The following is a 17,460-nucleotide window of genomic DNA, read 5'->3' on the forward strand; positions in this document are numbered from 1 at the left end:
ACGGACTCATGGGACCTTCCGGACCTGCCGTATGAAGGGCCCGAGGGCAGTGCGATGATGGCCCGGCCATGACTGACCCCCACGCGACGCACGCCGGAGCCGGCCTCCGGCTCATCCGGGCCGCGGTGTTCACCGCGGTCTGTGTCGTGCTGTCCGCGGCGGGCCACGCCCTGGCATCCTGCGCCACGGTGCCGTGGTGGTCCCTGTGTCTCGGCTTCCTCGCCGTCTTCGCGGTCGCCGCGCCGCTCGCCGGCCGCCGGCGCTCGCTGCCCGGCATCGCCGCCGGATTGGCCACGGGACAACTCGCGTTGCACACCGTGTTCGGCCTCGGCCAGCACACCGCCGCGGCGGCGTCGGCGGCCCGGGCCCCGGCCACCACCGCCACCACCGCCGACACCTCGCTCGCCGAGCTCGCCGCCAGACTGGTGTGCGGGGGCAACTCCGTACCGCTCAGCCCGGCGGACGCCCGGCAGATCCTGACGACCGCCGGCCTGGACCCGGCGGCCCTGGCCGCGGAGGCGGCTCAGGGCGGACAGCTCGCCGCACAGGGCCACGAGGCGCACGCCCACGTGGCCCAGGCCGCCGCCGCGGCCCCCGCGACCGGACTGTTCAGCCCGGCCATGCTGCTGGGCCACCTGCTCGCGGCACTGGCCGTCGGCTGGCTCCTCGGCCGCGGCGACGCCGCGCTCTTCCGGCTCGTCGAACTCTCCCGGCTCTCCGCCGAAGCCGCCCCGGTACGCCCGCTGCGCGCCGCGCTGGCCTTCGTACGCGCCCTCGGCGCCGGACTCCCGAGCGCGCCCGCCGGCACCCCGCAGGCCCCGCGGACCGCGGCCGACCCCGCGGCGGCCACCGGCCGGGAGGCACTCCACCACACGGTGATCAGGCGCGGGCCGCCCACGGCGCTCGCCCTCGCAGCCTGACGCGGCACCTCCTCCCCGGGACACACGACGGGACACCGGTGCCGCGAACTCCGCGCGCGCCCGTGCGCGGAGCCACCGTCACCACTGCTTCCGTGGAGTGTTTCTGCCATGAAGACCACGCGCGTCTCCTTCACCGCCGCCCTCGCCGCCGGTACCGTCCTCCTCCTGTCCAGCGCGGCCTCCGCCCACGTCGGCGTGCAGCCCGGCGAGGCCGCCAAGGGCGGTTACGCGACGATCAACTTCAAGGTCCCCAACGAGCGCGACAACGCCTCGACCACCCAGCTCGAGGTCAACTTCCCGATCGACCAGCCCCTCACGTCCGTCATGCCGCAGGACGTTCCCGGCTGGACCGTGACAGTCGAGAAGAGCAAGCTCGACAAGCCGCTCACCGTCCACGGCAAGCAGATCAACGAGGCCGTCACCAAGGTCACCTGGTCCGGCGGCAAGATCGAGCCCGGCAAGTTCCAGCAGTTCCCGCTCTCCGTGGGCAAGCTGCCCGAGACCGTGGACCAGATGGTCTTCAAGTCCATCCAGACCTACGACAACGGCGAGGTCGTCCGCTGGATCGAAGAGGCCAAGGAAGGCGCCGCGGAACCGCAGAACCCCGCGCCCGTCCTGAAGCTGACCGCCGCCAAGGGCGCCGACCACCACGATGCCAGCGACAAGAACGCCGACAAGAACGGCAAGGACGCGCAGCACGGCCACGACCAGGCCGACGCCCAGCACGGCTCCGACACGACCGCGCGTGCCCTCGGCATCGCCGGCATCGTCGTCGGGCTGGGCGGTGTCGCCTTCGGCGTCGCCTCCCGCCGCCGCTCCGCCTGACCGGCCGCGCTCCTTCGCGCCCCCGTTCCCGAATATCCGTCACATCCCCGAACCCAGGGACACCTCTCCATGCGCACCACACGCGTGACGGTCGCCGCACTCCTCGCGGCGGCCGCACTCACCCTGACCGCCTGCGGCGGCGAGTCCGCCAAGGCCGGCTCGGTCACTCAGATCTCGGGCGGCCAGAGCAAGACCAAGGCCGCCACCGTACTGGACCGCCCGTTCACCAAGCCGGAGCTGGTCCTCACCGACACCACGGGCAAGCCGTGGAACCTGCGCGAGCAGACCAAGGGCAAGCCGACGCTCATCTACTTCGGCTACACCCACTGCCCCGACGTGTGCCCGCTGACGATGAGCAACATCGCCGTCGCCAAGAAGGCACTCCCCAAGGCCGACCAGGACAACCTCCAGGTCGTCTTCGTCACCACCGACCCCGAGCGTGACACTCCCGACGTCCTCGGCGCGTGGCTCAAGGGCCAGGACCCGGCCTTCACCGGACTCACCGGAGACTTCGCCACCATCCAGGCCGCCGCCCGCTCGCTCGGCATCGGCATCGAGGCCGCCCAGAAGGAGGCCGACGGCACGGTCGTCTCCATGCACGGCGCCCAGGTCATCGCGTTCTCACCCAAGACCGAAGAGGGCTACGTCCTCTACGGCGAGGGCACCACCGTCGACGACTACACCAAGGACCTGCCGAAGATCATCAAGGGAGAGAACCCGTGAACGCCCGCACCACCCGCACCCTCGCCGCCGCCCTCTCCCTGACGGCAGCGCTCGCCATATCCGGCTGTTCCGGGTCCAAGGACGAGGCGTCCAAGCCCTCCCCGACGGTCAGCGGGGCCTTCATGCCCCAACCGGTCAACGACAAGATGGCCGGCGCGTTCATGATCATCAAGAACGACTCCGAGACCGCCGACAAGCTCACCGGCGTCACCTCCCCCCTCTCCGACGATCTGCAGATCCACGAGACCAAGAACCAGAAGATGCAGCAGGTCCAGTCCCTGGACGTGCCCGCCAACGGCGAGCTCAAGCTGGCGCGCGGCGGCGACCACATCATGTTCATGGGGCTCAAGAGCACCCCGAAGGTCGGCGACAAGGTCACCATCGAGCTGCACTTCGAGAAGGCCGACCCGGTCAAGGTCGAACTCGACGTGAAGGAACGGACGTACACCGCGCAGGCCCCGTCCACCGACGGCAACGCCCACTGACGGACCGAGGAAGCGACACGCCATGACGGCCACCGCCCCCGCCCCATCCACGGTTCACGCCCGGACCGCGGCGCTGCTGCCGCGCCTCGTGCTGGTCCTCGCGGCCCTGCTGGCAAGCCTGTTCACCGCGGCCTCCCCGGCCTCGGCACACGCCGCACTCACCGCGAGCGACCCCGCGGACGGGGCGGTGGTCGCCACGGCCCCCGCCCAGGTCTCGCTCTCCTTCTCGGAGCAGGTCGCCCTGGGCGACGACTCCATCCGCGTGCTGGACCCCCAGGGCAAGCGCGTGGACACCGGTGAACTGCGCGACATGTGCAGCGGGAACATCATCCGCTACGGCACCGCACTGCACGCCGGCCTGCCCAACGGCACGTACACCGTTGCCTGGCAGGCCGTCTCCGCCGACAGCCACCCGATCTCCGGCGCCTTCACCTTCTCCATCGGCGCGCCCTCGGCCACCGATGTCGCCCTGCCCACCGGTCAGGCGGGTGGTGGGCCCGTCGGGATCGCGTACGGGATCGCGCGGTACGCCGCCTACGCCGGCTTCGCCGTCCTCGTCGGCGGCGCGGCCTTCATCCTGCTGTGCTGGCGTCGGGGAGCGGCCGAGCGGCCGCTCCAGAAGCTCGTCGTGCGGGCCTGGGTGACGCTGACGGCCGCCACGCTCGCCATGCTCGTGCTCCGCGCCCCGTACACGGGGTCCGGGCGGTTCGCCGACGTCTTCGACCTGGAGGGTCTGAAGACCGTCCTGGAGACCAAGACCGGGGCCTCGCTGGTATCCCGGTTGCTCCTGCTCGGTGCCGCTGCCCTCTTCATCGCGGTCCTCTTCGGCGTCTACGCACGCCGGCTGGGCTCCGCTACCGCGCAGGACGGCACGGCGGAGACCGGGGACGCCCACGCCGGGGACACCAACGACCTCACCTTCGGCCTCGGCATCGGCGGCGCCGTGGTGTCCGCCGGTATCGCCGCGACCTGGGCCCTGTCCGAGCACGCCTCCACGGGCATCCAGCCCGGCATCGCCATGCCCGCCGACATCCTGCACCTGCTGGCCGTGGCCACCTGGCTCGGCGGGCTCGCAGCGCTGCTCATCGCCCTGTACAAGGTCCCCGAGATCGAGCGGACGGCCGTCCGGCGGTTCTCCCGGGTCGCCTTCGCCAGTGTCCTGGTGCTCGCGGTCACCGGCGTCTACCAGTCCTGGCGCCAGCTCGGCAGCTGGTCCGCGCTGACCGGGACCTCGTACGGGCGGCTGCTGCTCTTGAAGGTCGGCCTGGTCGCCGTCCTCGTGGGCATCGCGTACCTGTCCCGGAAATGGACCGCACGGCTCGCCGACGCCCCTGCGGCGGTCGCCGATGTTTCACGTGAAACGGCCGCGGCCGCAGTCGATGTTTCACGTGAAACAGAGGCCGCCGCAGCCGACCCGCGGCGCGCCGCCCAGCTCGCCCGGCAGCGCGCCGCCCTCGAGAACGCACGCGAGAAGCGGGTCCGCGACGCGGACCCGGACCGCGCGGGACTGCGCCGCTCCGTCCTCGCCGAGGCCGGTGTCGCCGTGGCCCTGCTCGCCGTCACCACGGTGCTCACGAGCACCGAGCCCGGCCGCACCGTGGAGCGGGAGGCCTCCCGCGGCTCCACCGCCACGGCCGTTCCCGACCGCGCCGTGAAGATCACCCTGCCCTTCGACACCGGCGGCCGGAACGGCAAGGGGAACGTGCGGCTCGAGCTCGACCCCGGGCGGGTCGGCGCCAACACCCTGCACCTCTGGGCCGACTCCGGCGACGGCACTCCCCTCGACCTCCCCGAGGTCAAGGTGTCCTTCACCCTCCCGGCGAAAGACATCGGCCCCCTGCCCCTCCTGCCCGAACGTGCCGGAGCCGGGCACTGGACGGCGTCCGGTGTCCAACTGCCACTCACCGGCGAATGGCGCATCGACGTGACCGTCCGCACCTCCGACATCGACCAGACAACCGTCCAGAAGACCGTGAAGATCGGCTGACCCGCGTGACCCAGACCAACCCCGACATCGAGATCTCCCGACGACGCCTGCTGGGCACCGTCGGGGCCGCAGGCGCCGCCGGACTCGCGCTGGGCGCGGCCGGCGGAGCCCTCGCGCACTCCGCGCTCGCCGACTCCGGGAGCGGTTCCGCCTCCGACGCCAATGCCCGCCTGTCCGCCCTCGGCGCCACCGAGGTGGCCTTCCACGGCGACCACCAGGCCGGGATCACCACGCCCTTGCAGGCCAAGGGGCACCTCGTCGCCTTCGACCTCGCCGCGGGAGCGGGCCGCACGGAAGCCGCCGCACTGCTGCGGCGCTGGTCCGAGACCGCCCGCCGGCTGATGGCGGGCGAGACCACCTCGAGCGGCGACACCGGCATCGCCCTCGACGCCGGCCCGTCCTCCCTGACCGTCACCTTCGGCTTCGGCCACTCCTTCTTCGAGCGCACCGGCCTCACCGCCCGCCGCCCCGCCGCCCTCGACCCACTGCCGGACTTCTCCTCCGACCGGCTCGACGCCCAGCGCAGCAACGGCGACCTGTGGATCCAGATCGGCGCGGACGACGGACTCGTCGCGTTCCACGCCCTGCGCGCCCTCCAGAAGGACGCCGGGGACGCCGCTCGCGTCCGCTGGCAGATGAACGGCTTCAACCGCTCGCCCGGAGCCACCGCCTCCCCGAGGACCGCCCGCAACCTCATGGGCCAGATCGACGGCACCGGGAACCCCAAGCCCTCGGAGCCCGACTTCGACAAGCGGATCTTCGTGCCCGCGGCCGGCCCCGGGCCGGCCGAGCACGCCTGGATGGCGGGGGGCTCGTACGCCGTCGTCCGGCGCATCCGGATGCTCCTCGACGACTGGGACAAGCAGTCCCTCACCCAGCAGGAGCAGGTCATCGGCCGTACCAAGGCCACGGGCGCCCCGCTGACGGGCGGCGGCGAGACCACCGAGATGGCCCTCGACAAGATCGGCGCCGACGGCAGGCCCGTCATCCCGGCCAACGCCCACGCCCGGATCTCCGCCCCCGAGCAGAACGGCGGAGCCGCCATGCTGCGCCGTCCCTTCTCCTTCCACGACGGGATCGGCGCGGACGGTACACCCGACGCGGGACTGCTGTTCGTCTGCTGGCAGGCCGATCCGCTGCGCGGGTTCGTCCCCGTCCAGCGCAAGCTCGACCGCGGTGACGCACTGTCCGTCTTCATCCGGCACGAGTCCAGCGGTCTCTACGCGGTTCCGCCCGGTCCGCGCACCGGTGAGTACGTGGGGCAGCGGCTGCTCGAAGGGTGAACTGCGCCCCGGCGGGCAGCACCCCGGCATTAGGCTGACCGCATGTCGGCCACCCGCTTCACGTATCTCGGTCCCGAGGGCACTTTCACCGAAGCCGCCCTGCGCACACTGCCGGAAGCAGCCACCCGGGAGCTCGTCCCGATGGTGTCGGTCCCTGCCGCCCTGGACGCCGTGCGCAACGGCGAGGCCGCTGCCGCCCTCGTGCCGATCGAGAACTCTGTGGAGGGGGGGGTCACCGCCACCCTCGACGAGCTGGCGTCCGGCGAACCGCTGATGATCTACCGCGAGGTGCTGCTGCCCATCGCCTTCGCGCTCCTGGTGCGCCCCGGCACGTCCCTTTCGGACGTCAAGACGGTCACCGGGCACCCGGTGGCCCAGCCGCAGGTGCGGAACTGGCTGCGGGCGAACCTGCCCGACGCGGTGTGGGAGTCGGCCGCCTCGAACGCCGACGGCGCCCGGCTGGTCCAGGAGGGACGCTTTGACGCGGCCTTCGCCGGCGCGTTCGCGGCCGCCACCTACGGGCTGGTCCCTCTGGTCACCGAGATCCACGACGCGGAGAACGCCGAGACCCGGTTCGTTCTGGTCGGGCGCCCGGCCCGGCCCGCCGCCCCGACCGGCGCCGACAAGACCTCCGTCGTGCTGTGGCTCGGCGACGACCACCCCGGTGCGCTGCTGGAGCTCCTCCAGGAGTTCGCCGTGCGCGGGGTCAACCTGATGCTGATCCAGTCCCGGCCGACGGGCGAAGGCATCGGCAACTACTGCTTCGCGGTCGATGCCGAGGGCCACATCTCCGACCGGCGCGTCAGCGAGGCCCTCATGGGCCTCAAGCGGACCTGCCCCCAAGTCCGCTTCCTCGGGTCATATCCGCGTGCCGGTGTCGCTCAGGGTGACGTGCGGGCTCCGCGGCCGGGGACCTCCGACGGTGACTTCACGGCCGCCTCCGACTGGCTGACGCGCTGCCTCGACGGCCGGGCCTGAGGCTTCGTCCACTGTCCACAGAGTTATCCACAGGCGCAGATGGGGACCTGGGGACAAGTCGACAGAGCGGCACGACAACGTCGACATATCGGTCCCATGGCTCGGGTTTCGCGCTGGGGAGCGGAAGGTGAACGGCGTCACCCCCGTATCGCGGATCAACTCTTTGGGGCGAGTGGTTCCCACCCGAATGAGTGTGTGAGGGTGGTTTGAACCCTGATTCGCCCCGAGCCGCCGGTGATCGGGAATGATCTATTTCCGTGTCCACAGATGCAGCACACAGCCTGTGGATAAGCTCTGAGTGCGGGCATTTCCTGTGGACAAAGAAGCCGCCAAGCCCTGCTCAGGCACCGGACACCGACTGCCCTTCTGCCCCTTTTCAGGGAATGGGCCCGCTTTTATCGACCCTCCGAGAAGGGATCACTTCCGGCCAGCAGCCGGGATTTATCCATTCGCGGCAATTGGGACATAGCGACACGCAGCGTGATATCGGTGTGATCCCAGGAACCCCAGCCCGGTAGCCTGGAGGGGTGATTGACCTCCGGCTGCTCCGTGAAGACCCTGACCGTGTCCGCGCCTCGCAGCGCGCTCGTGGAGAGGACGTCGAACTCGTCGACGCACTGCTCTCCGCCGACGAGCGCCGCAGGTCCTCCGGCATGCGCTTCGACGAACTGCGCAATGAGCAGAAGTCGCTCGGCAAGCTCATCCCGAAGGCCTCTCCGGAGGAGCGGGCGGAACTCCTGAAGAAAGCCGAGCAGCTCAAGCAGGACGTCAAGGCGGCCGAGAGCGAGCAGAACGAGGCGGACGAAGCCGCCAAGCGGCTCCTGCTCCAGCTCGGCAACATCGTCCACGAGGACGTCCCGGTCGGCGGCGAGGAGGACTTCACCGTCCTGGAGACGCACGGCACCATCCGCGACTTCGCCGCCGAGGGCTTCGAGCCCAAGGACCACCTGGAGCTCGGCGAGTCGCTGGGCGCCATCGACGTCGAGCGCGGCGCCAAGGTGTCGGGCTCGCGCTTCTACTACCTGACCGGTGTGGGCGCGCTGCTCGAGCTGGCGCTGGTCAACGCGGCCATCGCCCAGGCCACCGAGGCCGGCTTCATCCCGATGCTGACCCCCGCGCTGGTCCGCCCGCGCGCCATGGAGGGCACCGGCTTCCTCGGCCAGGCCGCGGAGAACGTGTACCACCTGGAGAAGGACGACTACTACCTGGTCGGCACCTCCGAGGTCCCGCTCGCCGCGTACCACATGGACGAGATCATCGACGCGGACAAGCTGCCGCTGCGGTACGCCGGCTTCTCGCCGTGCTTCCGCCGCGAGGCCGGCACGTACGGCAAGGACACGCGCGGCATCTTCCGCGTCCACCAGTTCGACAAGGTCGAGATGTTCTCGTACGTCGCTCCGGAAGAGGCCGAGGCCGAGCACCAGCGCCTCCTGGAATGGGAGAAGCAGTGGCTGACCAGCCTGGAGCTGCCGTTCCAGGTGATCGACGTCGCCACCGGTGACCTGGGCGCCTCCGCCTCGCGCAAGTTCGACTGCGAGGCCTGGATCCCGACCCAGGGCAAGTACCGCGAGCTCACCTCCGCCTCCAATTGCGACAGCTTCCAGGCCCGCCGCCTGTCGATCCGCTACCGCGACGGCAAGAAGACGCAGCCGCTGTCCACGCTGAACGGCACGCTGTGCGCCGTACCGCGCACGATCGTCGCGATCCTCGAGAACCACCAGCAGGCCGACGGTTCGGTGCGCGTGCCCCAGGTGCTCCGTCCGTACCTCGGCGGCCGCGAGGTCCTGGAGCCGATCACCAAGTGAGCGCGGCCCCGTTCCCGTACAAGCTCGTCGCGACCGATCTCGACGGCACGCTGCTGCGTGGCGACGACACCGTCTCGGAACGCACCCGTGAAGCGCTCGCCGCGGCCACCGCGGCGGGCGCGGCACACATCGTGGTCACCGGCCGTGCCGTGCCCTGGACCCGGCACGTGCTGGACGACCTCGGCTATCAGGGGATCGCCGTGTGCGGGCAGGGGGCGCAGGTCTACGACGCGGGCGCGCACCGGCTGCTGACGTCGGTGACGCTGGACCGGCAGCTCGCCGGTCTGGCCCTGTCGAAGATCGAGGCCGAAATCGGTCCGCTGGCCCTGGCGGCCAGCCGCGACGGCGTGGACGGCGACGTCCTGTTCGGGCCCGGCTACCAGGTACAGGAAGGCCTGCCGGCCATATACCTGGAGGACACCGCCGCGGTGTGGACGGCCCCGCTGAACAAGCTGTACATCCAGCATCCCGAGCTGGACGACGACACGCTCGTCAAGGTGGCGCGGGTGACCGCGGGCAGCCTGGTCGACATCGTGATGGCCGGTCCCGGGATAGTGGAGATCCTGCCGCTGGGCCTGACCAAGGCCACCGGCCTTTCGCTGGCCGCGCGCCGGCTCGGCGTGAAGGCCGCGGAGACGATCGCCTTCGGCGACATGCCGAACGACATCCAGATGTTCGGCTGGGCTGCGCACGGTGTGGCCATGGCCAACGCGCACCCGGAGCTCAAGGCGGTGGCCGACGAGGTGACGACCTCCCACCAGGAGGACGGCATTGCGGTGGTGTTGGAGCGTCTGCTGGGCGCCGCCTAGGGGGTGTCTGACGGAGGTCCGTGGTGAAGGAGCGGTGTCCGGTGCGTGCTCTCGGCGTGCCGGCCGGATGCCCGCGTACTGGACGTACGTGGGCTTTCGGCCGGTGCGGCGAGAGTGCGTGCCGGGCATCGCGACGCCACGGACCTCCGTCAGACACCCCCTAGCCCGACGACGTACGAGAGGTCCGGGGCTGCCCGCGCCGGAGGGCGCGCTCGAAGTGGCTGCCCCGGACCTTTTGTTGCTCCCCGCACGACTCACTCTGCCTCCGCCGGAAGCCCCGTACCAGCGAATTTCCGTGCGTCAGCGTGGACCAGGAGCCAGCGCCGGTGCGACGAAAGCGGAGGCCGGCTACTCACGTTTCACGTGAAACAGGGGTCGCGTTTCTTCCCCGCTGGACCCAGCGTGACGGGTGAGCGGCCAGGCGAGCAGTCCGACGCAGAGCGCGATGGCGTGGCCGAGGTCGGTGAAGGTCCCACCGGTGACGAGGGGGAGCCCGAAAAAGGCGGCGGCGCCGGCGAGGTAGAACCAGCGCCAGGGGCCGGGGAGCCGGTAGGTGAGGACTCCGACGGCGGCCGCGAGTCCGTAACTGACGCCGATGTCGACGACATGGGTCATGCTGCGCGGGGCGCGGTGGTCTTCGATGGCCATCAAGAGGACCTTTTGGCTGACCAGTGTGGCGACGATGTGGGCGGTCGCGACGACCAGCAGCCAGCGCAGGGTGCCGAGCCAGCGTTCGACGGGGGCGTGAAACACCTCGAAGAGCACGGCGTAGAGGGCGAGTGAAGCCGGGTTCTCGATCCAGAAGGCGCTGCTGAGGAGCGCCCGGACGGGGTGCTTGACCAGCTGGTGGATGTTGCTGCTGTTGCGGTGGAGCAGGAGGTGATCGACCCGGTCGGGCGCGATCACCACGATGATGCTGGTGATCGCGATGATCAGCAGCCAGATGTGCGTACCGGGCGAGGAGCGTATCCAGGACCACACGGGCCTGGACGGCTCGGGCACGGTGCGCTCGATCATGCACCGATGATGACGCGCGAAGCTGTGCCCCGCCTGGCCGGTGAGCCGGGCGGGGCACAGCTTCGGGCGGTGCGGCAGGACTTACTCCTCGCCCGCCAGGGTGAGGCGGCGCAGCTTCTGGCCCGCGTAGGCGGTGGCGCCGACCGTGACCACGGCGAGCAGGACCGCGGCGGTGGGCAGGCCGACGGTGGCATCGACGTATCCCTCGCCCGCGACCTTCTCGGCCAGGGACAGGGACCACTGCTGGACGCTGAGGGTCTTGGCGCCGGAGACCAGGCTGCCGAAGAGCGATTCCCAGATCAGGGCGTACACCAGGCCGAAGACGACCGCGTGCCGGCTGACGGTGCCCAGGAGCAGGAACAGCGCGCTGTAGGCGATCGAGGCCACGAGGGCCGCGATGGTGTAGGCGACGGCGATCTGCTGTCCGTTGCCATTGAGGATGAAGCCGGCGATCAAGGTGGGGATCGCGGAGAAGGCCATGGTGACGGCGATCGCCACGATCAGCTTGGTCATGATGATCGTCGGCCGCTTCACCGGCTTGGAGAGCAGGTAGACGATCGATCCGTCGTCGATCTCGGGGCCGATGGCTCCCGTGCCGGCGATGACACCGATCAGCGGGACCATCGTCGCGAGGGCGAAACCGCCGAGCAGGTCGGCGGCGACCTTGTCGTCCACACCCGTGAGGGCGCGGACGGCGATCGCGATCAGGATCAGCAGGGCGGGCAGCAGGAACAGGATCAGTGCCCTGCGGCGGCCGAGCAGGGCCCGGTAGGTGAGCCGGGCGACGGTGGGGTCGTACATGGGTGCCAGCTCCTTCAGGCCGCGACGAGGTAGGAGAAGACCGACTCGAGGGACTCGTCGGAAGGCGAGACCGTCAGCAGCCGGATGCCGTGCGCGCGGGCGACCCGCGGCAGCAGCTCGGTGAAGCGCCCGAAGTCGACGGCCTGGATGCGCAGGGCGCCTTCCTTCAGGTCGACCTCGATACCGGCCGTGGACGGGTCGGCGATCAGGGCCGCGGCGAGGGCCCGGTCGTCGGAGGAGCGGACGAGGTAGCGGTGCGGGCGGTCCGTCATCAGGCGGCGGATCTTGCGGAAGTCGCCCGAGGCGGCGTGCCGGCCGGCGACGACCACCTCGATGTGGGAGGCGAGCTGCTCGACCTCCTCCAGGATGTGGGAGGAGAACAGGACGGTGCGCCCGTCGGCGCCCATGCGGCGCAGCAGGTCCATCAGCTGCATGCGCTGGCGCGGGTCCATGCCGTTGAACGGCTCGTCGAGGAGCAGTACGGACGGGTCGTGGACCAGGGCGGAGGCCATCTTCACGCGCTGGCGCATGCCCTTGGAGTACGTGGAGATCTTCCGGTCCTGGGCGTACTCCATCTCCACCGTGGCCAGCGCCCGCTGGGCGTCGGCGTCACCGAGGCCGTGCAGCTCGGCGTTGGCGACGACGAACTCGCGGCCTGTGAGGAAGTCGTACATGGCCTCGCGCTCGGGCACGACGCCGATCTGCTTGTAGACCTGTTCGTTGCACCAGATCGGCGTGCCGTCGAGGGTGACGGTGCCCGTGGAGGGGGCCAGGAAGCCGCCCATCATGTTGATGAGGGTGGATTTGCCGGCGCCGTTGGGGCCGAGGAGGCCGGTGACGCCGGGACCGATGCGCATGGTCACGTCGTTGACGGCGACGACGTTCCCGAACCAGCGGGAGGTGTGGTCGATGTCGATGATGGTCACAGCCCGGCCTTCCGGTAGCGGGCCATCAGGGCGGCGTAGGAGCCGGCGATGAGGCCGAGGATGACGAGCAGGTAGACGATGCCGGTGCCGGCCGAGGGGCCTTCACCGCCGGGGAAGGCGGTGGTGGCGCCGAGGAAGGCCGTCTGGACCCCGTCGATCAGGGTGATGGGGGAGAACAGGCCCATCCACTCGATGGCTCCGGTGTTCCCGGTGCTGTGGGCGATCCCCTGGACGGCGGTCACCGCGCCGTACGGGATCAGGAGCACGGCGATGATGGCCGCGACGCCGAACCCGCGGCGGGGGGTGAGGGCGGCCATGACGAGGCCCAGGCCCGCGAACAGCAGCGACAGCAGCAGTACCGACACGAGTCCCTGCCCGAATCCCTTGGTCTGGTCAGCGAAGTCGAACTTCGCCAGCAGCGAGCCGATCCACATGATCAGCAGCGGGGTGGCGGTGAGGATGAACAGGGCCGAGGCCATGGCCGCGAACTTGCCCGCCACGTAGTCGACCCGCTCGATGGGCCGCGAGAAGTAGAGCGGAACGGTCTTGAAGCGCAGGTCCCGGGAAACCGACTGGGGTGCCTGGGAGGCCAGGTAGAGACCGATGACCACCTGGGTGGTCAGGGCGTACGTCGTGTACTTGATCGGCAGTTCGGTGGAGCCGGGGATGTTGATGGCCACCGCGACGATGATCAGCGCGGGGACGCACATCACCGCGAAGAGGATCATCGGCAGCACCTTGGACTTGGCGGAGCGGCCGAGTCCGTAGGCGCCGCGCAGGGACTGCGAGAACAGCGACGTGCGGGCGTAGCCGCGGCCGAGGCGGGGGCCGTCGTAGGACCGGTAGCCGATGTTGTGGATCTGGGTCGAGGTGTCAGGCGCCATCGGAACCGGCTCCCTTCTGCTGGATGGGCTGCGCGGGCTGTTCGGTGTCGCGGAAGACCTCCGCGATGTGGTGGCGGCGCTGCTCCATGCGGACCAGGCCGAGGCCGAGGTCGGCGACGGTGTCGCGGACGGTGTCGTACGTGTCCTCGCCCGTGGCCTCGACCAGGAGGATGTGGCCGGCGCCGGGCAGGCCCTGCTCCTCGGCCGCGTGCAGGCCGAGGCCCGCCTCGGTGAGCGCCTTGCGCAGGGCGGCGGTGCCGTCCGGGTGCGCGTCGGAGTCGGTGACCTCGACCGCGAGGGTCGTGGTGATCTGGGTGAAGTCGCTGGTGGAGCTGGAGCGCAGCAGTTTGCCGCCGTCGACGACCACGACGTGGTCGCAGGTCCGCTCCAGCTCGCCGAGGAGGTGGGAGGTGACCAGGACGGAGATGCCGAAGTCGGTGTAGACGCGGCGGATCAGGCCGAGCATCTCGTCGCGGCCGACCGGGTCGAGCCCGTTGGTGGGCTCGTCGAGGAGGACCAGCTGGGGGTCGTGGACGAGCGCCTGGGCCAGCTTGACGCGCTGCTTCATGCCCGTGGAGTAGCCGCCGATGGGGCGGTAGCGCTCCTCGTAGAGCCCCACGTGACGCAGGGTGTCGGCGGTGCGCTCCCGGGCAGCGGTCGGGGGGAGCCCGGACATGCGGGCCATGTGGACGACGAACTCGGTGGCCGAGACGTCGGGTGGCAGACAGTCGTGCTCGGGCATGTAGCCGACGCGTTCACGGATGGCGCTGCCATGCGTGGTGACGTCGAGGCCGAGCACGGCGGCGCTGCCCTCGGTGGCGGGGGACAGTCCCAGCAGGATTTTGATCAGCGTGGACTTGCCGGCTCCATTGGCACCCACGAGGCCGGTCACACCAGGCCCGATGTCCAGGGAGAGCCGGTCGAGGGCGGTCACTCGGGGGTACCGCTTGCTCAGGCTTTCGGTCGCGATGACAGTCACGGCTTCGACGTTAGTGGCGGAGCCCGCGCGAATCGTCAGACCTTGAGCTGGCTCCCGTCTCAGCCTTCAGGCGTACATGCCCGTACGGGAGGCTGATGGGGACCGGACAACTTTGTCCACAGTCTGTGCACGGCCCTTGACGTGATCTCCGGTCATTGTCACATTCATCAGTGTCAACTTACGGGTACGTACGGCGACCGAGACGGGTGCTCACCATGGCAGGGGACGATTTTCGCGGGTTCAGGGAAGTGCAGCGCCTCTCCTACGAGTGCGCGGAGACCGTCGCCGCGCAACTGCGGCCCGGGATGACCGAGCGCGAGGCCGCGCGAATGCAGCGGGAGTGGCTGCGCGAGCGCGGCGTGCGCGACTGGTTCCACCTCCCCTTCGCCTGGTTCGGGGACCGCACCGCCTTCGCGAACTTCCGCATCCCGCTGCAGTTCTTCCCGACGAACCGGAAGCTGGAGCCGGGGATGCCGTTCATCCTCGACATGGCGCCGGTCTACAAGGGCTATGCGGCGGACATCGGCTACTCGGGCAGCCTCGGACTCAATCCGGTGCAGGACCGGCTCATGTCCGATCTGCAGGCCCACCGCACCCTGATCCTGGAGCAGGTGCGGGAGCGCCGCTCCCTGCGAGAGATCTACGAGAACGTCGAGCGGCTCATGACCCGGCAGGGGTACGCCAACCGGCACCGCGCCTACCCCTTCGGTGTGATCGCGCACAAGATCGACCGGGTCAAGGAGCGGCGCTGGTCGCCGACGGCGTTCGGGTTCGGCACCCAGTCCCTGAAGGGGCTGGCGTCCGACGCCCTGCACGGGCACCGTGAGGGCTGGTCCCCGCTGTGGAGTCCGTACCGTTTCTCCGACCACCCGCCGCAGCCCGGCCTGTGGGCGGTGGAGCCGCACCTGGGCTTCCGGGGCACCGGTGCGAAGTTCGAGGAGATCCTGGTCGTCACCGACTCCCGGGACCCCGAGGAGAGCGCGTTCTGGCTGGACGACGATCTGCCGCACGTGCGGCGCTGGGCTGAGGAGAAGGCGGCATGAGCGGGATGAACGGGACGGCTGCGGCAGGACCGGCGGGCGCGCGCGAGCGCTGGGTGAGCACCGGCGGGGTGGAGCTGTGCGTGGCCGAACTCGGCGACGCCGCCCAGCCCACGGTGATCCTGGTGCACGGGTATCCGGACAGCAAGGAGGTCTGGTCGGAGGTCGCCGAGCGGCTGGCCGCCCGCTTCCACGTGGTGCTCTACGACGTACGCGGCCACGGGCGCTCGACCGCGCCGCAACCGCTGCGCGGCGGCTTCACCCTGGAGAAGCTGACCGACGACTTCCTCGCGGTGGCCGACGCGGTCAGCCCGGACCGGCCGGTCCACCTGATCGGCCACGACTGGGGCTCGGTACAGGGCTGGGAGTTCGCCACGGTCTCCCGTACCGAGGGCCGTATCGCCTCCTTCACCTCTATGTCGGGCCCCTCCCTCGACCACTTCGGGCACTGGATCAAGAAGCGGATGACCCGGCCCACCCCGCGCCGGGCGGCGCAGCTGCTGGGCCAGGGCGCCAAGTCCTGGTACGTGTACATGCTGCACACGCCCGTGCTGCCGGAGCTCGCCTGGCGCGGGCCGCTCGGCAGGCGCTGGCCGGCGATCCTCGAGCGGGTGGAGAAGGTACCGGCCGGCTCGTATCCGACGGCCTCGCTGCCCTCGGACGCGGCGCACGGAGCCTGGCTCTACCGTGACAACGTGCGCCCGCGGCTGCGCCGTCCGCGTCCGGACGCGTACGCCCACGCGCCGGTGCAGCTGATCACCCCGACCGGCGACGCCTTCCTGTCCGAGCGGCTCTACGACGACCTGGAGCGGTGGGCCCCGGATCTGGTGCGCCGCACGCTGCCCGCCAAGCACTGGGTGCCGAGGACCCGGCCCGACCAGCTGGCCGCGTGGATCACCGAGTTCGTCACGGCACGGGAAGAGCCCGCCACGCGGGCACCGGAGCAGAAGGCTCCGGGGAAGTACGCCGACCGCTTCAGCGGCCAGCTGGTCCTGGTCACCGGCGCCGCCAGCGGCATCGGCCGGGCCACCGCCTTCGCGTTCGCCGAGGCCGGGGCGCGGGTGGTGGCCGTGGACCGGGATGCCGAGGGTGCGGCGCGTACGGCGGACATGGCCCGCCTGGTCGGCGCCCCGGAGGCCTGGGGCGAGTGCGCGGACGTCAGCGACGAGCAGGCCATGGAGAAGCTCGCGGCGAAGGTGGCCGAGGAGTACGGAATCGTGGACGTCCTGGTCAACAACGCCGGGATCGGCCTGTCCGGGGCCTTCCTCGACACGAGCACCGAAGACTGGAAGAAGGTCCTCGACGTCAACCTGTGGGGCGTCATCCACGGTTGCCGGATCTTCGGAAAGCAGATGGCCGAGCGCGGCCAGGGCGGGCACATCGTCAACACCGCCTCCGCCGCCGCCTACCTGCCCTCCAGGACCCTGCCCGCCTACAGCACGTCCAAGGCGGCGGTACTGATGCTGTCGGAGTGCCTGCGCGCGGAACTGGCCTCGCAGTCGATCGGCGTCTCCGCCATCTGCCCGGGCATCGTCAACACCAACATCACCGCCACCTCGCGCTTCGCCGGCGTGGACGAGGCCGAGGAGAAGCGCCGTCAGGAACGCTCCTCACGGCTGTACGGGCTGCGCAACTTCCCGCCGGAGAAGGTCGCCGACGCGATCCTGCGGGCCGTGGTGCGCAACGAGGCCGTGGTGCCGGTGACTCCCGAGTCCAGGGGTGCCCTGTGGATGTCCCGCTTCGCCCCGCGCACCCTGCGGCGCCTGGCGAAACTGGAGCCCAGGCTGTGACCGCGGCGCTCCGCGGGCCCAACCGGGCCGTCGCCAGGGGCCTGCTGCCCCCGCGCAGAGAGCTCGGCACGGCCATACCCCGCTCCTTCCTGCGGTCGTACCATCCCTCGCAGGAGGCCTCGCCGCGCAGGGCGGTCGAGTGCCTCGCGGCGTCACCCGCCGCCCGGGCCGCGGCGGGCGCGGTCGGCCGAGCCGCGATGTCGTAGGG

At 70.7% G+C, this 17,460-nt stretch carries 16 protein-coding genes and 1 pseudogene; 12 read left to right on the forward strand and 5 right to left on the reverse strand.

What is annotated here, in order from left to right:
- Positions 1-68 precede the first annotated feature (68 nt).
- The 9 genes from ACZ6I1_RS06705 to ACZ6I1_RS06745 all read left to right on the forward strand — a co-directional run bounded on the left by ACZ6I1_RS06705 (position 69) and on the right by ACZ6I1_RS06745 (position 9,815).
- On the forward strand, positions 69-920 hold the full coding sequence (locus tag ACZ6I1_RS06705) for a hypothetical protein (protein ID WP_469283894.1): 852 nt from the start codon (positions 69-71) through the stop codon (positions 918-920).
- A gap of 108 nt (positions 921-1,028) precedes the next feature.
- The gene (locus ACZ6I1_RS06710; RefSeq protein WP_469283896.1) at positions 1,029-1,745 is read left to right on the forward strand and encodes a YcnI family copper-binding membrane protein; all 717 of its coding nucleotides are present in this window, start codon (positions 1,029-1,031) and stop codon (positions 1,743-1,745) included.
- A 69-nt stretch (positions 1,746-1,814) separates the two neighbouring features.
- Positions 1,815-2,468, forward strand: a complete 654-nt coding sequence (locus ACZ6I1_RS06715; RefSeq protein WP_469283898.1) for an SCO family protein — start codon at positions 1,815-1,817, stop codon at positions 2,466-2,468.
- On the forward strand, positions 2,465-2,953 hold the full coding sequence (locus ACZ6I1_RS06720; protein WP_469283900.1) for a copper chaperone PCu(A)C: 489 nt from the start codon (positions 2,465-2,467) through the stop codon (positions 2,951-2,953). Before ACZ6I1_RS06715 ends, ACZ6I1_RS06720 begins: the two co-directional genes overlap by 4 nt.
- A gap of 22 nt (positions 2,954-2,975) precedes the next feature.
- Positions 2,976-4,940, forward strand: coding sequence for a copper resistance CopC/CopD family protein (locus ACZ6I1_RS06725; protein WP_469283903.1), 1,965 nt, complete (start codon positions 2,976-2,978; stop codon positions 4,938-4,940).
- Positions 4,865-6,223, forward strand: coding sequence for an iron uptake transporter deferrochelatase/peroxidase subunit (efeB, locus tag ACZ6I1_RS06730; RefSeq protein WP_469283905.1), 1,359 nt, complete (start codon positions 4,865-4,867; stop codon positions 6,221-6,223). Before ACZ6I1_RS06725 ends, efeB begins: the two co-directional genes overlap by 76 nt.
- Before the next feature lie 42 nt (positions 6,224-6,265).
- Positions 6,266-7,201 carry a prephenate dehydratase gene (gene pheA / locus ACZ6I1_RS06735; RefSeq protein WP_469283907.1) on the forward strand — a complete coding sequence of 312 codons (936 nt, stop codon included), beginning with the start codon at positions 6,266-6,268 and terminating at the stop codon, positions 7,199-7,201.
- Positions 7,202-7,728: 527 nt separating this feature from the next.
- Positions 7,729-9,006 (forward strand): serine--tRNA ligase, encoded by a 1,278-nt coding sequence (serS, locus tag ACZ6I1_RS06740; RefSeq protein ID WP_469283910.1) that lies wholly within the window; start codon positions 7,729-7,731, stop codon positions 9,004-9,006.
- Complete coding sequence (locus ACZ6I1_RS06745; protein ID WP_469283912.1) at positions 9,003-9,815, forward strand: HAD family hydrolase; 813 nt, start codon at positions 9,003-9,005, stop codon at positions 9,813-9,815. Before serS ends, ACZ6I1_RS06745 begins: the two co-directional genes overlap by 4 nt.
- A 348-nt stretch (positions 9,816-10,163) precedes the next feature.
- Here the strand turns inward: ACZ6I1_RS06745 and ACZ6I1_RS06750 are convergent, their stop codons facing one another.
- The 5 genes from ACZ6I1_RS06750 to ACZ6I1_RS06770 all read right to left on the reverse strand — a co-directional run bounded on the left by ACZ6I1_RS06750 (position 10,164) and on the right by ACZ6I1_RS06770 (position 14,422).
- Positions 10,164-10,832, reverse strand: a complete 669-nt coding sequence (locus ACZ6I1_RS06750) for a rhomboid-like protein (RefSeq protein WP_469283914.1) — start codon at positions 10,830-10,832, stop codon at positions 10,164-10,166.
- A gap of 81 nt (positions 10,833-10,913) precedes the next feature.
- Entirely contained in the window at positions 10,914-11,633 is a 720-nt protein-coding gene (locus ACZ6I1_RS06755) for an ABC transporter permease subunit (protein ID WP_469283916.1), read from the reverse strand.
- Between the two features lie 14 nt (positions 11,634-11,647).
- Complete coding sequence (locus ACZ6I1_RS06760) at positions 11,648-12,559, reverse strand: ABC transporter ATP-binding protein (protein ID WP_469283918.1); 912 nt, start codon at positions 12,557-12,559, stop codon at positions 11,648-11,650.
- Entirely contained in the window at positions 12,556-13,443 is an 888-nt protein-coding gene (locus ACZ6I1_RS06765) for an ABC transporter permease subunit (protein ID WP_469283920.1), read from the reverse strand. Before ACZ6I1_RS06765 ends, ACZ6I1_RS06760 begins: the two co-directional genes overlap by 4 nt.
- Entirely contained in the window at positions 13,433-14,422 is a 990-nt protein-coding gene (locus tag ACZ6I1_RS06770) for an ABC transporter ATP-binding protein (RefSeq protein ID WP_469283923.1), read from the reverse strand. The genes ACZ6I1_RS06765 and ACZ6I1_RS06770 overlap by 11 nt, the downstream gene beginning before the upstream one ends.
- A 215-nt stretch (positions 14,423-14,637) precedes the next feature.
- On the opposite strand from ACZ6I1_RS06770, the gene ACZ6I1_RS06775 reads away from it, so the two are divergent.
- The 3 genes and pseudogenes from ACZ6I1_RS06775 to ACZ6I1_RS06785 all read left to right on the forward strand — a co-directional run.
- Complete coding sequence (locus ACZ6I1_RS06775) at positions 14,638-15,465, forward strand: M24 family metallopeptidase (protein ID WP_469283925.1); 828 nt, start codon at positions 14,638-14,640, stop codon at positions 15,463-15,465.
- Positions 15,462-17,252: an SDR family oxidoreductase gene (locus tag ACZ6I1_RS06780; protein WP_469283927.1), complete on the forward strand. Its 1,791-nt coding sequence runs from the start codon at positions 15,462-15,464 to the stop codon at positions 17,250-17,252. The genes ACZ6I1_RS06775 and ACZ6I1_RS06780 overlap by 4 nt, the downstream gene beginning before the upstream one ends.
- 8 nt (positions 17,253-17,260) lie before the next feature.
- A pseudogene (locus ACZ6I1_RS06785) lies at positions 17,261-17,458 on the forward strand (metal-dependent hydrolase); the annotation flags it as partial.
- Positions 17,459-17,460: the final 2 nt, after the last annotated feature.

It is taken from the genome of Streptomyces sp. NPDC046303, from assembly GCF_055588085.1.